Annotated in this window: 18 protein-coding genes; 11 read left to right on the top strand and 7 right to left on the bottom strand. The window is 64.6% G+C overall.

Annotated features, from left to right (window positions below; genetic code table 11):
- Nucleotides 1-21: 21 nt before the first annotated feature.
- A complete protein-coding gene (locus ACZY0Q_RS15340; RefSeq protein WP_463918119.1) occupies nt 22-1,554 on the bottom strand; it encodes a four-carbon acid sugar kinase family protein in 1,533 nt (510 codons plus the stop codon).
- Between the two features lie 146 nt (nt 1,555-1,700).
- On the opposite strand from ACZY0Q_RS15340, the gene ACZY0Q_RS15345 reads away from it, so the two are divergent.
- Nucleotides 1,701-2,405: a FadR/GntR family transcriptional regulator gene (locus ACZY0Q_RS15345; protein WP_463918120.1), complete on the top strand. Its 705-nt coding sequence runs from the start codon at nt 1,701-1,703 to the stop codon at nt 2,403-2,405.
- Between the two features lie 105 nt (nt 2,406-2,510).
- Nucleotides 2,511-2,720: a dodecin gene (locus ACZY0Q_RS15350; RefSeq protein WP_463918122.1), complete on the top strand. Its 210-nt coding sequence runs from the start codon at nt 2,511-2,513 to the stop codon at nt 2,718-2,720.
- Between the two features lie 61 nt (nt 2,721-2,781).
- Here ACZY0Q_RS15350 and ACZY0Q_RS15355 read toward each other — a convergent pair whose 3' ends face one another.
- Nucleotides 2,782-3,009 carry a hypothetical protein gene (locus tag ACZY0Q_RS15355; protein WP_463918124.1) on the bottom strand — a complete coding sequence of 76 codons (228 nt, stop codon included), beginning with the start codon at nt 3,007-3,009 and terminating at the stop codon, nt 2,782-2,784.
- A gap of 144 nt (nt 3,010-3,153) precedes the next feature.
- Nucleotides 3,154-4,065, bottom strand: a complete 912-nt coding sequence (locus ACZY0Q_RS15360; protein WP_463918126.1) for a helix-turn-helix domain-containing protein — start codon at nt 4,063-4,065, stop codon at nt 3,154-3,156.
- A 198-nt stretch (nt 4,066-4,263) separates the two neighbouring features.
- Here ACZY0Q_RS15360 and ACZY0Q_RS15365 point away from each other — a divergent pair, with 198 nt between their 5' ends.
- The 3 genes from ACZY0Q_RS15365 to ACZY0Q_RS15375 are packed head-to-tail and all read left to right on the top strand — an operon-like array spanning nt 4,264 to nt 7,134.
- Complete coding sequence (locus tag ACZY0Q_RS15365) at nt 4,264-5,085, top strand: aldo/keto reductase (RefSeq protein ID WP_463918128.1); 822 nt, start codon at nt 4,264-4,266, stop codon at nt 5,083-5,085.
- 37 nt (nt 5,086-5,122) lie between these two features.
- Nucleotides 5,123-6,094, top strand: coding sequence for an aldo/keto reductase (locus tag ACZY0Q_RS15370; RefSeq protein ID WP_463918130.1), 972 nt, complete (start codon nt 5,123-5,125; stop codon nt 6,092-6,094).
- Complete coding sequence (locus ACZY0Q_RS15375) at nt 6,091-7,134, top strand: SDR family oxidoreductase (RefSeq protein WP_463918131.1); 1,044 nt, start codon at nt 6,091-6,093, stop codon at nt 7,132-7,134. Before ACZY0Q_RS15370 ends, ACZY0Q_RS15375 begins: the two co-directional genes overlap by 4 nt.
- A gap of 13 nt (nt 7,135-7,147) precedes the next feature.
- On the opposite strand, the gene ACZY0Q_RS15380 is transcribed toward ACZY0Q_RS15375, so the two are convergent.
- Nucleotides 7,148-7,528 carry a nuclear transport factor 2 family protein gene (locus ACZY0Q_RS15380; RefSeq protein ID WP_463918132.1) on the bottom strand — a complete coding sequence of 127 codons (381 nt, stop codon included), beginning with the start codon at nt 7,526-7,528 and terminating at the stop codon, nt 7,148-7,150.
- 189 nt (nt 7,529-7,717) lie between these two features.
- On the opposite strand from ACZY0Q_RS15380, the gene ACZY0Q_RS15385 reads away from it, so the two are divergent.
- The 6 genes from ACZY0Q_RS15385 to ACZY0Q_RS15410 all read left to right on the top strand — a co-directional run bounded on the left by ACZY0Q_RS15385 (nt 7,718) and on the right by ACZY0Q_RS15410 (nt 13,069).
- A complete protein-coding gene (locus tag ACZY0Q_RS15385) occupies nt 7,718-8,209 on the top strand; it encodes a DUF2975 domain-containing protein (protein ID WP_463918134.1) in 492 nt (163 codons plus the stop codon).
- Nucleotides 8,209-8,436, top strand: a complete 228-nt coding sequence (locus tag ACZY0Q_RS15390; RefSeq protein ID WP_463918135.1) for a helix-turn-helix domain-containing protein — start codon at nt 8,209-8,211, stop codon at nt 8,434-8,436. The genes ACZY0Q_RS15385 and ACZY0Q_RS15390 overlap by 1 nt, the downstream gene beginning before the upstream one ends.
- A 171-nt stretch (nt 8,437-8,607) precedes the next feature.
- Nucleotides 8,608-11,163, top strand: coding sequence for a rhamnogalacturonan lyase (locus tag ACZY0Q_RS15395; protein WP_463918137.1), 2,556 nt, complete (start codon nt 8,608-8,610; stop codon nt 11,161-11,163).
- Between the two features lie 28 nt (nt 11,164-11,191).
- Complete coding sequence (locus ACZY0Q_RS15400) at nt 11,192-12,025, top strand: aldo/keto reductase (RefSeq protein ID WP_463918139.1); 834 nt, start codon at nt 11,192-11,194, stop codon at nt 12,023-12,025.
- Nucleotides 12,026-12,157: 132 nt separating this feature from the next.
- Nucleotides 12,158-12,424 carry a GlsB/YeaQ/YmgE family stress response membrane protein gene (locus ACZY0Q_RS15405; RefSeq protein ID WP_056347899.1) on the top strand — a complete coding sequence of 89 codons (267 nt, stop codon included), beginning with the start codon at nt 12,158-12,160 and terminating at the stop codon, nt 12,422-12,424.
- A 111-nt stretch (nt 12,425-12,535) separates the two neighbouring features.
- Entirely contained in the window at nt 12,536-13,069 is a 534-nt protein-coding gene (locus ACZY0Q_RS15410; protein ID WP_463918142.1) for a hypothetical protein, read from the top strand.
- A 149-nt stretch (nt 13,070-13,218) separates the two neighbouring features.
- Here the strand turns inward: ACZY0Q_RS15410 and ACZY0Q_RS15415 are convergent, their stop codons facing one another.
- From ACZY0Q_RS15415 to mmsB, 3 genes are all read right to left on the bottom strand, one after another.
- Nucleotides 13,219-13,797, bottom strand: coding sequence for a DM13 domain-containing protein (locus ACZY0Q_RS15415; protein ID WP_463918144.1), 579 nt, complete (start codon nt 13,795-13,797; stop codon nt 13,219-13,221).
- 197 nt (nt 13,798-13,994) lie between these two features.
- On the bottom strand, nt 13,995-14,204 hold the full coding sequence (locus ACZY0Q_RS15420) for a hypothetical protein (RefSeq protein WP_463918145.1): 210 nt from the start codon (nt 14,202-14,204) through the stop codon (nt 13,995-13,997).
- Between the two features lie 38 nt (nt 14,205-14,242).
- Nucleotides 14,243-15,553 carry a multiple monosaccharide ABC transporter permease gene (mmsB, locus tag ACZY0Q_RS15425; RefSeq protein ID WP_463918147.1) on the bottom strand — a complete coding sequence of 437 codons (1,311 nt, stop codon included), beginning with the start codon at nt 15,551-15,553 and terminating at the stop codon, nt 14,243-14,245.
- Nucleotides 15,554-15,556 lie beyond the last annotated feature (3 nt).

Genomic DNA, 15,556 nt, shown 5'->3' on the forward strand with positions numbered 1-15,556 from the left:
CTCCTTTGAATACTGGCGGGATCAGAAAGTGTTGCTGAGCTTGCGGGTGACGGCGGCGAGGGACTGGTCATCGCCCACGTTGCCGGCGAACACGATGTACGGGATGCCCTTGGCGGGGCCGTCCACCGGCTCCCAGAGCGAGACGATGCCCGGCAGCATGGGGCCGCGGACAATGGCGTGGCGGATTTCCAGGCCGTGGGCGGCGACGTCGGAGGACGTGATGCCACCCTTGGCGATGACGAATCGAGGCGGGAAGGTCTTGAGGGTCCGGTTCACCACGGCGACGACGGCGGCGGACACCGTTCGCGCGATCCGCAGGCTTTCGGCGGGGTTGTCAGTCTTGATCAGCAGGCGGCTGGTGTGGACGATCACGTCTCCCCCGTGGAGCGCCTCCACGACGGTGCCGACGGTCTGGTCCAGGTAGGCGTCCGCAGCTGCTTCGGTTTCGGCGGCAAGCAGCTTCTCGACGTCGATCTCGACAATCCGTGCGGCGCTGTGCTGCTCGGTGAGGGCCTTGAGCTGGCGGGTGGTGACGCCTACGTGGGAGCCCACCACGATCAGGCCTCCTGCCTCGGACGGGGTGTTGCCGGCGTAGGCTTCGGCGCCGGTGAGTTCGGCCCGGATTTCCTGGCCGATCCGGGCGCGGACAAACGGCGGTCCCACGCGGTAGAGGAGCTTCTTGCCGCGCCGTTCGGCTTCTTCCAGGCCCAGGGACAGGGCGCGGAGGTCGTTCTCGGTGACGATGTCAGCGACGATCGGCGTGGAGTCCGTGGCGGGCTGGATCGCGTCGGCGATGGCCTTGGCGGTGACCTGCGGATCGCCGTCGGTACCGTCGCTGGAGGCTCCCGCGCGGATGATGTTCAGGTCAAGGACAATCACGGATTCCGCGGCGAATCGTCCCCGCGACTTCTCCTCCACGTACTTCTTCAGGTCAGAGTTTGCGAAGCCGAAGCTTGCATCCTTGGCGAATTCGGTCTCAGCCACGGGGGTGAGCTTGCCGGCATCGTCCCCGGTGCCGCGCATGTAGTGCACGCCGCCGATGGTCACGCGGCCGGCGTCGGGGAACGCCGGCACCAGCACAACGCAGTCGGTGGCTTCTCCGCTGGCGTCAGCAACGGTGGCGGCGATAACGTCGGGCTCCAGCGGGTAGTGGCCGCGGAGGGTGGAGTCGCTGCGGCTCACAAACCCGAGTCGCAGGCTCGAACCGGCACTGCCCGAACCGGAACTGGCATCTGCGGAACCGGCGGCGGACAGGGCGTTACGGACCACTTCCTCGTTGCGGGCTGCGGCTTCAGCGGGGTCCAGGCTGCGGGTGTTGGTCAGCACGTATACGGCGGGCTTCGCTTGGCCAAAGGCCCAGATGAAGTCCTCCACTTCCCAGCGGGTGAGCACGGGCAGATCCGCCACGGACTGCGTTCCGGTGGGGTCGTCGTCGAGCACTACGAGCATCCGGGGGTTCTCCGCGCTGGACGCGGCGACGGCGTCCGCAACAAGGCGGGCGGAAATCCGGACTTCGGCCGGGAAAGCGGCCAGGATGTCTGCTTCAAGCGTCACAGTGCACTCCGTTGTGTGGAAATCTCTAAGTATTGACGTAACTGTAAGATGTCTGACATCTTACATTTGAAAATAGTGTGGCACAGGACATAGAAACGCGCAAGTAGACTTGTCTGACATATCTGGCGAGGCCGCAAGGGGGACATATGGCACGGAAATCACTGGTCGGCGTTGTTGCAGACGAGCTCCTGGACCGGATCATTGCCGGGGAGTTTCCGGCCGGATCCAGCGTGCCTGGAGAGCTTGAACTCAGCGCCAAACACGAGGTGAGCCGGATGACCGTGCGCGAGGCCATGAAAACCCTGGAAGCACAGCGGATCCTCAGCGTGGAACGCGGCCGCGGCACGTTCGTTAACCCGCTGAACCGGTGGGCGTCGCTGGAAGCAGTCCTGCGCGCAGCGTCGGAGGGCCAGAACGAAGCCGCCGCCTCCGTGCAGCTCATCGAACTGCGCCGGATGCTGGAAACCGGGGCGTGCGAACTCGCGGCAGCCCGAATCAGCGACGCGGACATCCAAGCACTTTTCAGCCATGTGGCGGCGATGCGGGCCGCCCATGAGGTCAATGACTTGGCCGCGTTTGTGGAGGCTGACCTGGCATTCCATGACCTGATCCTGCGCGCTTCGGAGAACGTTTTTGTGGCGGTCCTTTTCGCGCCGCTGCACCGGGTGCTGGAAAAGCGCCGGGCCGAAACGTCGGCCGTGCCCGCCATCCAGGAGCACGCCATCGGGCACCACCAGAACATTGCCGAGGCGCTGGAATCACGGGATCCGAGCCGGTCGCGGGAAGCCATGGACCTGCACATGCAACAGACCCTGGATGACCTCAAGAACCTGGTGCTCGAGGCGCCCTGACCAGCATCCACTCCGAAATATTGGGTCTGGCCACGCCTGAGAAGTGCCACTAGTGTTCAAGGACGGCCCGCAACCGGGAATCGAAGGCGATCACGAGGAGCGAAGTTGTCCAACCACACGTACAGCATTACTGAAATTGTCGGTACCTCCGAACAAGGCGTGGACGAGGCAGTCCGTAACGGGATCGCCGAGGCCTCCAAGACGCTGCGCAACCTTGACTGGTTCGAGGTCAAGGAAATCCGCGGTCACCTCGAAGACGGCAAAGTTGCCGACTGGCAGGTGCGGATCAAGCTCGGTTTCCGCCACGAAGGCTGACCTTTCCAGGGTCTGAACAGTGATGGCCGCGTCCTTTGGACGCGGCCATCACTCTTTGGCTTCAGTTGGAGGAGGAAACGCCTGCGGCGCGCCGGCGCCAGACGGTGGGTGCGCCGTCGAATGCCGGAAAAACATGGCCCTCGAAAAACGAAAGGACCGTGTGGGGGTCGGCTTCCGGGCTCCAGAGGCCGGAAGCCGGGCAGTGTGAACCGGTCTCGGCCTGAGTATTTCTGGCCGAGTGGCTGGCGGCAGTGGCCTGGCGTTCGTTGAGCAGGGCGATGCGTTTCATCGTTGAGACCATCCTTGGGTGTGAAAAGTTCGTCACTCCAGCCTAGGAAAAACCCGCAGACGGTCCCATGGACTGCTGGCTAGAATCAGCGTTGTCAGCTGGGCAGACGCACAGCCCGCCGGTGGCGCACTAACGGCAGAGCCGTCAGCTTTCGGCGGTGGCCGGAGGGAGTGCCTCCGAGTCCAGGGTTGTGCCCGGACGGGCCACTGCGGAGCCGGTCCCGGCATCGAGGCCAAGGCTCAGCAGCGCCAAGGCGTCCGACGACGGCGAGCCCGGTTTTGCGGAATATACCCTCAGCGTCTGGTCCGGATCGTCCGAAAGGACCAGGTTTTCAAAGTTCAGTTCCAGGTCTCCGACGGCGGGATGATGGAGCCGTACGCTGCCGGCGGACCGTGTGGCCACCCGGTGCCCTGCCCACCATTGCCGGAAATGCTCGCTGTGGACGGCGAGTTCGCCGACCAACTGGTTGGCCTCCGGGTCGTTGGGGTGCCGGCCGACATCCACGCGGAGGGCACCGGCCGCATCCGCGGCCACGGTTTTCCAGTCGCGGAAGAGTTCCCGGGCACCGGGATCGAGGACCAGCCACCGTGTCAGGTTGCGTTCGTGCGCCGGCAGTTCCCGAAAATCGGTGAACAACAGGTAGGCCATCCGGTTGCCCGTCAGCACGTCGGTCCGACGGCCCAGCACCATGGCCGGGATGTCCCCCACCGCCTCCAGGAGCTGCCGCAGGGCTGGCCGCACTGCCTGCGCCGGTCCGGGTGACCGCGGACTGGCGGCGCAGTTTTCCAGGAGGTCAAGCATGTGCGCGTGTTGGCCCGTGTCCAGCCGAAGGGCGCGGGACACTGAGTCAAGCACCGAGCGCGACGGGTGGATGTTCCGCCCCTGCTCCAGGCGGATGTAGTAATCCGTGCTGACACCTGCAAGCCTGGCCACCTCCTCACGCCGGAGGCCCGGAACCCGGCGCGCACCCGAGGTGGCTTCGGCCCCCGCGTCTTCCGGACTCAGCCGGGACCGCATGGCCTTCAGGAATTTTCCGAACTCGGCACTCTGACCCATGCCCCTATTCTGCACGCCCCGGCAGCCACGCTCTACAACGAAGGTAGGACTGCCAGTCCTAGGAAAAACAGGGACATGGTCAAGGACTGACTATCGGCGCGAAAGTACATAGGCTCGTACCGGAGCAATTCCCGAAAGCGGTTTCTGGCCGGCCATCCCGCGCCAGGAACCACCGTTCAGCACTACGAGGAGTCCCCCATGTCAGAAATCTCGCTGAATAACGGCGTCACCATCCCCCAGCTCGGCTTCGGCGTTTTCCAGGTCCCGCCGGAAGACACCCAGCGGGTCGTCGAGGATGCCCTCGCAGCCGGCTACCGCCACATCGACACCGCCGCCGGCTACCGCAACGAAGCAGGTGTGGGAGCTGCCATCGCCGCCTCAGGCCTTCCGCGCGAGGAAATCTTCGTGACCACCAAGCTCCGCAACGGCGACCAGGGCCGGGCCCGGGACGCATTCGCGGACACCCGCGAGGCGCTGGGTCTGGACTTCGTGGACCTCTATCTCATCCACTGGCCGGTTCCGTCGCAGGGGCTCTACGTCCAGGCATGGAAGGAACTGGAGGCGCTGTATGCGGCCAAGGAGATCCGCGCCATCGGCGTCTCGAACTTCCTCTCCGACCACCTGGACACCCTGCTCGAATCCACGGACGTAGTGCCCGCCGTAAACCAGATCGAGCTGCACCCCAGCTATCAGCAGGCCGAACTTGCCGCCAAGAGCCGCTCCCTCGGGATTGCTGTGGAGGCCTACAGCCCGCTGGGCCAGGGTGGCGACCTCAACGGAAACGCTGTCACCGCTGTCGCGCAGGCCAACAACGCCACCACCGCGCAGGTGGTCCTTGCCTGGCACCTTGCCGCCGGCACCATCGTCATCCCCAAGTCGGTCAACCCGTCCCGGATCCGCGAAAACTTCGCTGCCGCGTCCCTGACACTGACCGACGACGAACTCGCTTCCATCACCGCCCTCGAGCGGGGCGCGCGCATCGGTTCCGATCCCGCCGTCGCCGCTTTCACACAGCTCTAGCCGCCGCTAGGTCCACCCACCAACGAAGGATTTCCCCATGCAGTACACGCACCTGGGCCGGTCAGGCCTGAAAGTTTCCCGCCTGTGCCTAGGCACCATGAACTTCGGCCCGCACACCGACGAAGCTGACGCACACAACATCATGGATTCCGCCCTGGACGCGGGCATCAACTTCTTCGACACGGCCAACGTCTATGGCGGCAGCGGACACCGGGGCTGGACCGAGGACATCATCGGCCGCTGGTTCGCGAAGGGCGGCGAGCGCCGCGAACGGACCGTCCTGGCCACCAAGCTGTACGGCACCATGACCGACCGCCCCAACGAGTCCAAGCTGTCCGCGCTGAACATCCGGCGGGCCCTGGACGCCAGCCTGAAGCGCCTCCAGACGGACTACATCGACATCTACCAGTTCCACCACATTGACCGGGACACACCCTGGGAGGAGATCTGGCAGGCCATCGAAGTGGCCGTCCAGCAGGGCAAGATCCTCTATTCCGGCAGCAGCAACTTCGCGGGCTGGCACATCGCCCAGGCACAGGAAGCCGCCCGCCGCCGGAACTACACCGGACTGGTCAGCGAGCAGTCCATCTACAACCTGTTCCGCCGCGAGGTGGAGCTGGAGGTCATCCCCGCGGCACAGCAGTACGGCCTGGGCCTGATCCCGTGGTCCCCGCTCCAGGGCGGGCTGCTGGGCGGCGTCCTGAAGAAGGAACGCGCGGGCGTCCGGCGCACCGAAGGACGCGCCGCGGAAACACTCAAGCAGCACCGGGACCAGATCCAGCAGTTCGAGGATCTTGCGGATGGACTGGGCCACGAACCCGGCGACGTCGCGCTCGCCTGGCTGCTTCACCAGCCCGCTGTCACCGCACCGATCGTGGGGCCTCGCACGCAGGAACAGCTCGACGCCGGCATCCGGGCGTTGGAGGTCACGCTCGACGCCGATGCCCTCAAGCGGCTCGACGACATCTTCCCGGGACACCGGCCGGCGCCGGAAGACTACGCGTGGTGACCCTGTTGGAGCCCGCCGCGTCGGATCCCGCGGCCGACACCGTGGCACCACGGAGCGTCCTCTTCCTGGGCGGCACCGGGGTGATCAGCGCCGCAGCGGTGGAGCGCGCCGTCGTACTGGGACACCGGGTGGCCATCCTCAACCGCGGCCACTCAGGCAAGCCGGTACCGGATGGCGCAGAGGTGCTGCACGCGGACATCCGCGACCAGGACGCTGTGCGGGCTGTGCTGCAGGGCAGGGAGTTCGACGCCGTCGCGGACTTTATTGCCTTCACCCCGGACCAGGCACGGTCAAGTATGGAGCTGTTCCGGGGCCGTACCGGCCAGTACGTGTTTATCAGCTCGGCGTCGGCCTACCAGAAGCCGCCCACCCGGCTGCCGATCCTGGAGTCCACTCCCCTGAAGAACCCGTTCTGGCAGTATTCTCGGGACAAGATCGCGTGCGAGGACCTGTTGTTCGAGGCGTACCGGTCGGACGATTTCCCGGTCACCGTGGTGCGCCCCTCCCACACCTACGACCGCACCAAGATCGCCATGGTGGGCGGCTGGACGGACGTGCACCGGATGCGGGCAGGACTGCCGGTGATGGTGCACGGCGACGGGACCTCACTGTGGACCCTCACCCACAGCCGCGACTTCGCCAAAGCCTTTGTGGGGCTGTTGGGCAGGCCGCAGGCCGTCGGCGAGAGCTACACCATCACCTCCGACGAATACCTGCCGTGGAACCAGATCTACCGGTTGTTCGCCCGGGCGGCCGGCGTTCCCGAGCCTGAGCTGGTCCACGTGGCTTCGGAAACCATCGCCGCGCACAGCGCCGAGCTGGGGGCCAACCTGTTGGGCGACCGCTCCCACTCGGTCATTTTCGACAACACCAAGATCAAGTCCCTCGTCCCTGGCTACACCGCCACCATTCCGTTCGCAGACGGAGCCCGGGAGATCGTGGACTGGTATGACGCCCACCCTGAACTGCAGGCAGTTGACCAGCAATTCATGGACCTGAGCGATCGGCTGGTCAGGTGGGCGCGAAGGGCGGCTGACTGACGGCGCCGCGGCACTAGGTCTTTTCTACCCACTGGGCCCGCCATTCGGGCGCCTCGAAAGGCTCGCTCCAGTAGGCCGTCTCCTTGGCAATCCGGCCGTCCCGGAATTCGAAGATGAACACCGTTTCGTACTGCGGCCCGTTGTAGTCCAGCAGGGCTTCGGCCACCACCAGGTTGCCGCCGCTCAGCATCCGGCGGGGCGTAATGGTGGGCAACTGCGGGAAGGCGTTGTAGATTCCCCGCCGGTTTTCCGCGCCGCGCACAAGCTCCCCGGATTGCGGCCAATGCATCACCGCGTCGTCGTGAAACAGCTCGTCCATGATCTCTATGCGGCGGCTGTTGATGCATGCGATCAGCCGGTTGACTACGTTCTCATTAGCGTTTGCTTCAGCCACGGTGTTGACCTGATTCCTCGACGATGGTGGGGACGGCTAACCCTTGAATTGTGCTCCTGAAATCCGGTATTCACCACGGTCACCAGCCACTCCCCCGCAGGCCTGCGTGCTCCGGCCCATGCAGGGTTCTTGCCGGATACATCGAATATCGATAGACTTCCGTTGTTATTCGATACCCAAGGAGATCCAATGGGAAAGCTGCTCACCCTCGCCCTGCACGCCGTGCTGGCACTTGCGCTCGCCGGCTCACTGTTTGTCCAGGTCTGGATGGCGCCCCTGCTGTCCATTGATCTAGAGGAATCCGGCACCGACGCGGGCGTGCGCATTCTGGCCCTGGTAATTGTGGTGCTGGGCATCGCCACGGTACAGGTCACCCTGGTGTGCGTGTGGCGCCTACTGACGATGGTGCGGCGCGGGACACTGTTCTCCCACGCCGCCTTCCGGTACGTGGACGTCATCTTCTGGGCCGTCGCGGCGGCGTCGGTATTGGTGTTCGCCCTTGCCGTGATGCTCGCACCGGGCGACGCGGCTCCCGGTGTCGTGCTGCTGATCTGCGGGATGTCCCTGTTGATTGCGGGAGTGGCCCTGATCGTTCGGGTACTGCGGGTACTGCTGGCCCAGGCCGTGGCCCGCGACGCCGAAGCGAATCACCTACGCGCCGAGCTGGGCGAGGTGATCTGATGCCGATCATTGTTGACATCGATGTGATGCTGGCAAGGCGCAAAATGCCCGTGGGTGAACTGGCGGACCGGATCGGAATCACGCCCGCCAACCTTGCGGTTCTCAAGAACGGCCGCGCCAAAGCCGTGCGCTTCACCACGCTCGCGGCGCTGTGCGACGTCCTCGACTGCCAGCCCGGGGACCTGCTGCGCTGGGAGCCCGGGGAAGAGGAAGCCGCGCCAGCCTGACCGGGGAGCCCGAAGCCGCCCTCCACGCCGGCCGCGTCATCCCCGGCAGGCCATTTACAACGTTCTAAATACTCGGGATCCCCGCCGCGCGCAAGGGTTGATTTATGGTGCCTGCCCCCACTAAGTTACTGGGGAAGCGTTTTCCCAATCCAAAATTGAAAGGATTCACCGATGAATCCGAGCAGGAGATCCGTGCGCCACTTTTCGGTGGCCACCGCTGCGGGCCTCGCCCTGACGGTGGGGTGCCTCGCCACTCCGGCAGCCGCCGTCGAGCCTTCCGCGAAGCCCGCCTCCGCGGGAGTCCAACTGGACTACCTGGACCGCGGGCTGGTCGCTGCCGGCACATCGGAGGGCGTCTTCCTGAGCTGGCGCCTGCTGGGCCACGAGGCAACCGGCTCGTCCGCCACGGGCCTCACCGGCACCGACTTCAACGTGTACCGCGACGGACAGAAACTGGCAACGGTCACGGACAGCACTAACTACCTTGACGCCGGCGGAACCGCGCGGTCGGCGTATGACGTGCGTGCCGTCGTCGGCGGTGTTGAACTGGACCGGAGTGCAACTGCCACCTCGTGGGGCGGCAACTTCAAGGACATCCCGCTGAAGAAGCCGGCCGACGGCGTGACGCCAGCTGGCCAGGCGTACACCTACTCGGCCAACGATGCTTCGGTGGGCGACGTCGACGGCGATGGCCAGTACGAGTTCGTGGTCAAGTGGGATCCGAACAACTCCAAGGACGTCTCCCAGGTGGGCTACACGGGCAACACCTATGTGGACACGTACAAGGCCGATGGCACACTGCTCCACCGGATCGACCTGGGCGTCAACATCCGGTCCGGCGCCCACTACACCCAGATGCTGGTGAACGATTTCGACGGCGACGGACGCTCCGAAATGATGTTCAAGACAGCCCCGGGCACCAAGACCACCGCGTACAACCCGGACGGCTCTGTGGCCGCCGAGTCCTTCATCTCGCTGCTGCAGAAGGACCTCGACTCGGGTTACGCCAACACCGACGATTACCGGATGAGCGCGCCCGACTACTACCAGCACATGGTGGACACGTTCATGGGCTGGAGCGACCACCCCGAGGTGAAGGCCGGCCGCTGGCCCGCCACCCTGGAAGAAGCGTTCGGCACCGCCCCGAAGTACCAGTACCCCCTGTCCCGGACAGATGCCGAAGCGGTGACGGACTACTTCATGGATGTCTACGCGCCGGCCCGGAGCGCCCGGAACGCCCTGCGGGCCTTTGAGGGCTTCATCGTTTCCGGCCCGGAATACCTCACGGTGTTTGAGGGCGCCACGGGCAAGGAACTGAAGACGGTGGCGTACGAGCCCGGCAGGCACGACGACGGCCTGATGTGGGGCGATTACGCCATGGCCCGGATCGAGCCCGGCAACCGCGTGGACAGGTTCCTGGCCGGCGTCGCATATTTGGACGGCAAGAAACCGGCCGCTGTTTTCGCCCGCGGCTACTACACCCGCAGCACCCTGGCGGCCTACACCTGGGACGGCTCCAACCTCAGCCCGGTGTGGAACGTGGACTCGGGCTGGACGCCCATGACGAACCCCTTCAATGACAGCCCGCACGGCCGCGACGGCACGGACCCCGAGTTCGGCACGCTCACCACGCAGGGTGTCCATTCGCTCAGCGCCTCGGACGTGGACGGTGATGGCAAGCAGGAAATTGTGTACGGCTCGGCCACCATCGACGACGACGGGTCGCTGTTGTACAGCTCGTTCGACACCATGCCGGCCGGCAGCGCCACCCCGGGAGAGGAAGCCCGGCTGGGTCACGGCGACGCCATGCACGTCACGGACATCGATCCGGCCCGCCCGGGCAAGGAGATCTTCACCGTGCACGAGGGCGGCACCTACGCCCCCTACGGTTACGCCATGCGCGACGCCGCCACCGGCGAGGTGCTGTTTGGCGCCTACTCCGGGAAAGACACCGGCCGCGGCATGATCGGCGACGTGGATCCGGCCGTCCCCGGCATCGAGAACTGGGCCATTGGCATGCAGTCAGCTGACGGCGACAAGCTTTCCGCCGCCGCTCCGGGCACCAACATGAGCATCAAGTGGGCTGCCGACATGACAACCCAGATCATCAACGGCTCCGGCGACCAGACCCCCACCATTGACGACTGGAAGCGCGGCAGGCTGCTCACCGCCACGGATACCCGGACCAACAACGGCACCAAAGGCACGCCGAGCCTGGTCGCAGACGTGGTGGGTGACTGGCGGGAGGAAATGCTGGTCCGGACGGCCGACAGTTCAGCGCTCCGCATGTACATAAGCACCGAAGTGACCAACCACAAGCTCTACACACTCATGCACGACCCGCAGTACCGGGCGGAGGTTGCCCGGCAGAACACCACCTACAACCAGCCGTCCTACACGGACTTCTACTTCGCCTCAGACATGCACTTCGGTGACGTGCCGCTGCGGGCGGCCTGGCTCCCGGGCAGCGTGAAGGCCCTCCAACAAACGTTGGCGGACCTGGTTGAGTCCGGCGATGTGGCGGGCCCGGTCGCGAAACAGTTGGCCGCGAGTGTGCAGCAGGCGGCAAAGGCAGTGGACAACGGCGATGCCTCCCAAGCGGCGCAGGCCATCCAGCGCTTCGTGCCGTTCCTGAACCAGCAAAAGAAGCCCGATCAGGTATCCGGCGTGGCACGGACAGTCCTCGACTACCAGGCCGGAAATATTCTCCGGGCATTCGAAGGCTAGGACGCCGAAACCACGGCAGACTGTTGAAATGACTCTCTCACCGCTCATCATGCTCAACGACGGCTACAGCATCCCGCAGCTGGGGCTCGGCACCTGGCCGCTGGACGACGACCAGGTGGCCGCCGCCGTCGTACATGCCCTGGAGGCCGGGTACCGGCACATCGATACGGCAGTGAAATACGGCAATGAGGAAGGCGTTGGAAACGGCATCCGCGCAGGCGGGGTGGACCGAAGCGAAATCTTCGTCACCACCAAGCTGGATGGCCAGTTCCAAGGCGGGGACCGTGCGGTGGCAGGCCTGGAGGGGTCGCTGACGCGCATGGGGCTGGACTATGTTGACCTGCTGCTGATCCACTGGCCGCTCCCCGCGCGTGGTGATTTCGTCTCGACGTGGAAAACATTCGAGCGGCTGCAGACGGACGGCAAAGTCAGGTCCATCGGCGTCTCCAACTTCAAGCCGGCACACCTGGAACGGCTGCTGGCCGAAACCGACGTTGTACCTGCCGTAAACCAGATCCAACTGAGCCCGGCCATTACCCGCGAGGCGGAACGGGAGTTCAATGCCGGGCACGGAATCGTCACCGAATCGTACAGCCCGCTGGGCGGGTCGGGGGCCAGCCTGTTGGGCGCTCCCCTCCTTGCGCAACTGGGCGAAAAGTACGACAAATCGCCCGCTCAACTGGTGCTTCGCTGGCATATTGAGAAGGGACTTGTAGTCATTCCAAAATCCGGAAATCCCGAGCGGATGCGGGACAATCTGGACATCTTCGATTTCTCCCTGGACCGGCAGGATCTCGCGGAACTTGCCATCCTGGACGAGGGGCCCGGCGCCGGCAACGATTCGGACGCCACAGGACACTGAGGGGCCCCGAACAGGCATTCCGCAGAGATTCGGAGTGGCGAAATTAAAGTAAGCATGATTAGTATTAGGGCAGAGGGATGAAGCGTGCCCGGGATCCGGGCACCTCCCTGATGTAGGAAGAAGGAACGAAAAATGGGTTTCTTTGCATTTTTGATTCTTGGCCTTATTGCCGGCGCTATCGCTAAAGCTATCCTTCCGGGCAAGCAGGGTGGCGGCTGGATCATCACCCTCATCCTGGGCGTCGTTGGTGCGTTCCTCGGCGGCTGGCTTGGCGGAATGATTTTCGGTACCGGCCTGCAGGAGTTCTTCTCGCTGCAGACCTGGCTGCTGGCGATCGCCGGCTCGATCATCGTGCTGCTGGTTTACGGCATGGTCACGAAGCGCAGCGTCCGCAGCTAGCGTCGTCACCGGCATGAAAACCGGCCCTGGGACACCTTCCCGGGGCCGGTTTTCTTTCCCCCGGCCAAGCGGACCGGGGACCGACACCTTCTCAACGAGCAGGAGTTCACAATGAAATCAAAACTTCTTTTGGGTATTGGAATCGCGGCTGGCTACGTTCTGGGATCACGGTCCGGCCGGGCAGCCTACGACAAGCTCAAGGCCAGGGCGGCGAGTATCTGGGACAGCAAGCCGGTGCAGGATAAAGTCAGCGCCGCCACGGAGGCCATCAAGGAGAAGGCTCCCGACGTGGCGGACCAGCTGGGTGAGGCCGCACGCCGGGCGGGCACAGTCATCAGCTCCGCCGTCCACCACGACTCCACGGCGGGTAACAGCGCGACGGGAAACAGCAAGTCCAAAACGTCCGACGCCGGCGCCTCGGTGGGTGCCTCCGGCACCGCTGCCAGTGGCAGCGGTGCGGCTGGTACTACTGCGGTTGGCGATCACGTTCCCGCCCACAGCACGCACCCGGAAACGGTGAACCTGGGGACCTCGGACGTCGAGTCCGACCCCGCGCTTAACGACACCCAGGGCCAGGACTGGTCCGACGAAGGCGGCGCCACTGCTGCCGGCGCAGCCACGAACGTTGACCCCCGGCGGGGGTGATCCGGGATCGTTGCCGGGACGTTACGCGGGATTCGCCGTGTGACACGGAAGCTGCGTTGAAATTGTGCTAAAAATGGTCGTTGCAGGCCGCCGCGCTCCTTGGGGGGCGCGGCGGCCAGCAACGTCTCAGGCCAGGGCCACCTACCGGCTCAGTTGAGCAGTGCGGCAGCACCGAACGACACGCTGAACTGAACGCACCAGAGGTCAACTGACGGGTACTTCGACAGATCCACGTCGGCCGGAATCCGGTAAACCTGATTGCCCTGGTTTCCCTTGATCGGGCCGAGGTCATAGTGGTCAGCGGAGCCGGCGGTGAACCACCCGGCAGTCCCTTCCACCACCGTCGCGGCGCTTAACCAGACGTGAACATCCGGGCCGTTGGACGTATCCAGGTTTTCGAGCGTGAGCAGCCTAACCCCATCAGGCTGCTGGACGATCCGGACCATTCCCGTGGTGGCGTGTTCATGGCTGATCAAAGTACCCACAGCTAGCTGCACCGGACCCGCGGGCGTGGGTGCCGGCGTCGGACCCGGCGCAGGGGGTGTAGGCGGGGCCGGTTGTGCTTGCGCGGGACCGCTGGCCACGATGGGGAGCTGTTCATCCACGGTCACGTCCACAAACAGAAGCCAGGGCTTGAACAGCACAAGCCCAATCACCAGTCCCAACGCCGCAACGACCGCCGCGATGATCCAGGTTCGGCGCCGGTTTGGAGCTTGCGTTCCGCTCATGGATTTTCCCTCATGGACTCATCGTCCGCGCATCAGCTGACCGACGCAACGGACCGGCCGCAACTGATAGGCCATCCAGGCGCCCTGTCTCCCGGGCTTCACCGGTGCGGACTACGCTCCCCAGCGCGCAGTTCCACCCACCCAGCTGCCAATGAGCTGATGCTCCTTGGCGGCCTCGTCCACCGTTCCGGCAGCCCTCAGGAAATCAGTTCGCGGGTCATCCCGAAAGGAACCTGGTCTGACAGTGTTGCGGTGTAGCGGCCCGGGGCGATGCGGGTCACCAGGATGCCATGCGTTCCGGCGGGGAGGGCGATTTCCTGAAGTCTCCGGACGGCAGCATCCAGCTCTTCATCCAGAAGGTGCCGGCTGGCGACATCTATATCGATGCGGTCTATGGGGGTAGACATATCAGTTCCTTATTAATAGTTGGGGCAGGGGTTTTTGGTCACTCAGGCTTGACTGCGGAAACGGGGACCGGGCGGTCCTTGGTTTGGTCCTTCGTCCCCGCGGTTGCCTGGGATTCCGACGTGGCCGGCGGAGAAGTCCTGAGTTTGAACCGCTTCCCGATGGTGCTGCCTCCGCCACCACTGCGGTTCTTGTTGAAGATGTCGAAGCCGACAGCCAGCAGGAGGACCAAGCCCTTGATGAGCTGCTGATAGTCGGTGCCAAGGCCCAGGATGGACATGCCGTTGTTCAGCACGCCCATGATCAGGCCACCGATCATGGCGCCGGCCACCGTGCCGATGCCGCCCTGGACGGCCGCGCCACCGATGAATGCAGCGGCGATGGAGTCGAGTTCGAAGCCGGTGCCGCCGGCGGGCTGTGCCGAGTTGAGCCTTGCGGTGAACACCAGGCCTGCCAGTGCTGCCAGGACGCCCATGTTGACGAAGAGCCGGAAGGTGACGGCTTTGGTTTTAACGCCGGAGAGCTCCGCAGCGTGCAGGTTGCCGCCGATCGCGTAGGTGTGGCGGCCAAAGACGCTGTTGTTCATGAGCGCCGTGTACACGATCACCAGGACGGCCAGCACGATCAGGACGATCGGCGTGCCACGGTAGCTCGCGAGGAGGAACGTGATGATCAGCATGAGCAGGGCCACGAACGTGGTCTTGGTGGCGAACCAGGCCATGGGTTCGTTTTCGAGGTCGAACTTCTTGCGGATCCGGCGTTCCTTGAGTGCCTGGATGAGCAGTGCAACAGTGGCACCGACGCCCAGGATGACAGTCAGCCATTCCAGCACCGATGTTCCCCCGGAGATGTCCGGGAGGAAGCCGCCGCCCAGTGCGCGGAGTTCGGACGGGAACGGGGTGATCTGCTGGTTCTTCAGTGTGATCAGGGTCAGGCCGCGGAATATCAGCATGCCGGCGAGGGTGACGATGAACGCCGGGATGCCGACGTAGGCGATCCAGTAGCCCTGCCAGGCACCGACGAGCGCTCCCACCAGGAGGCAGGCCGGAATGGCAAGCCACCAGGCCCAGCCCCAGTGGACCATCATGACGCCGGCAACAGCGCCGATGAAGCCGGCGATCGAGCCCACCGAGAGGTCGATGTGGCCGGCAATAATTACCATCACCATGCCTATGGCGAGGATGAGGATGTAACTGTTCTGGACCACCAGGTTGGTGACGTTCTGCGGTTCCAGAAGGATGCCGTCGGTCAGTACCTGGAACAGCAGGACGATCAGGATCAGGGCAACGAAGATGCCAACCTGCCGGAGGCGGCTTGTCAGGAAGCCGAGGGATTCTCGTAGGGCGGACATGGT

This window comes from Pseudarthrobacter lactosi (assembly GCF_055412785.1).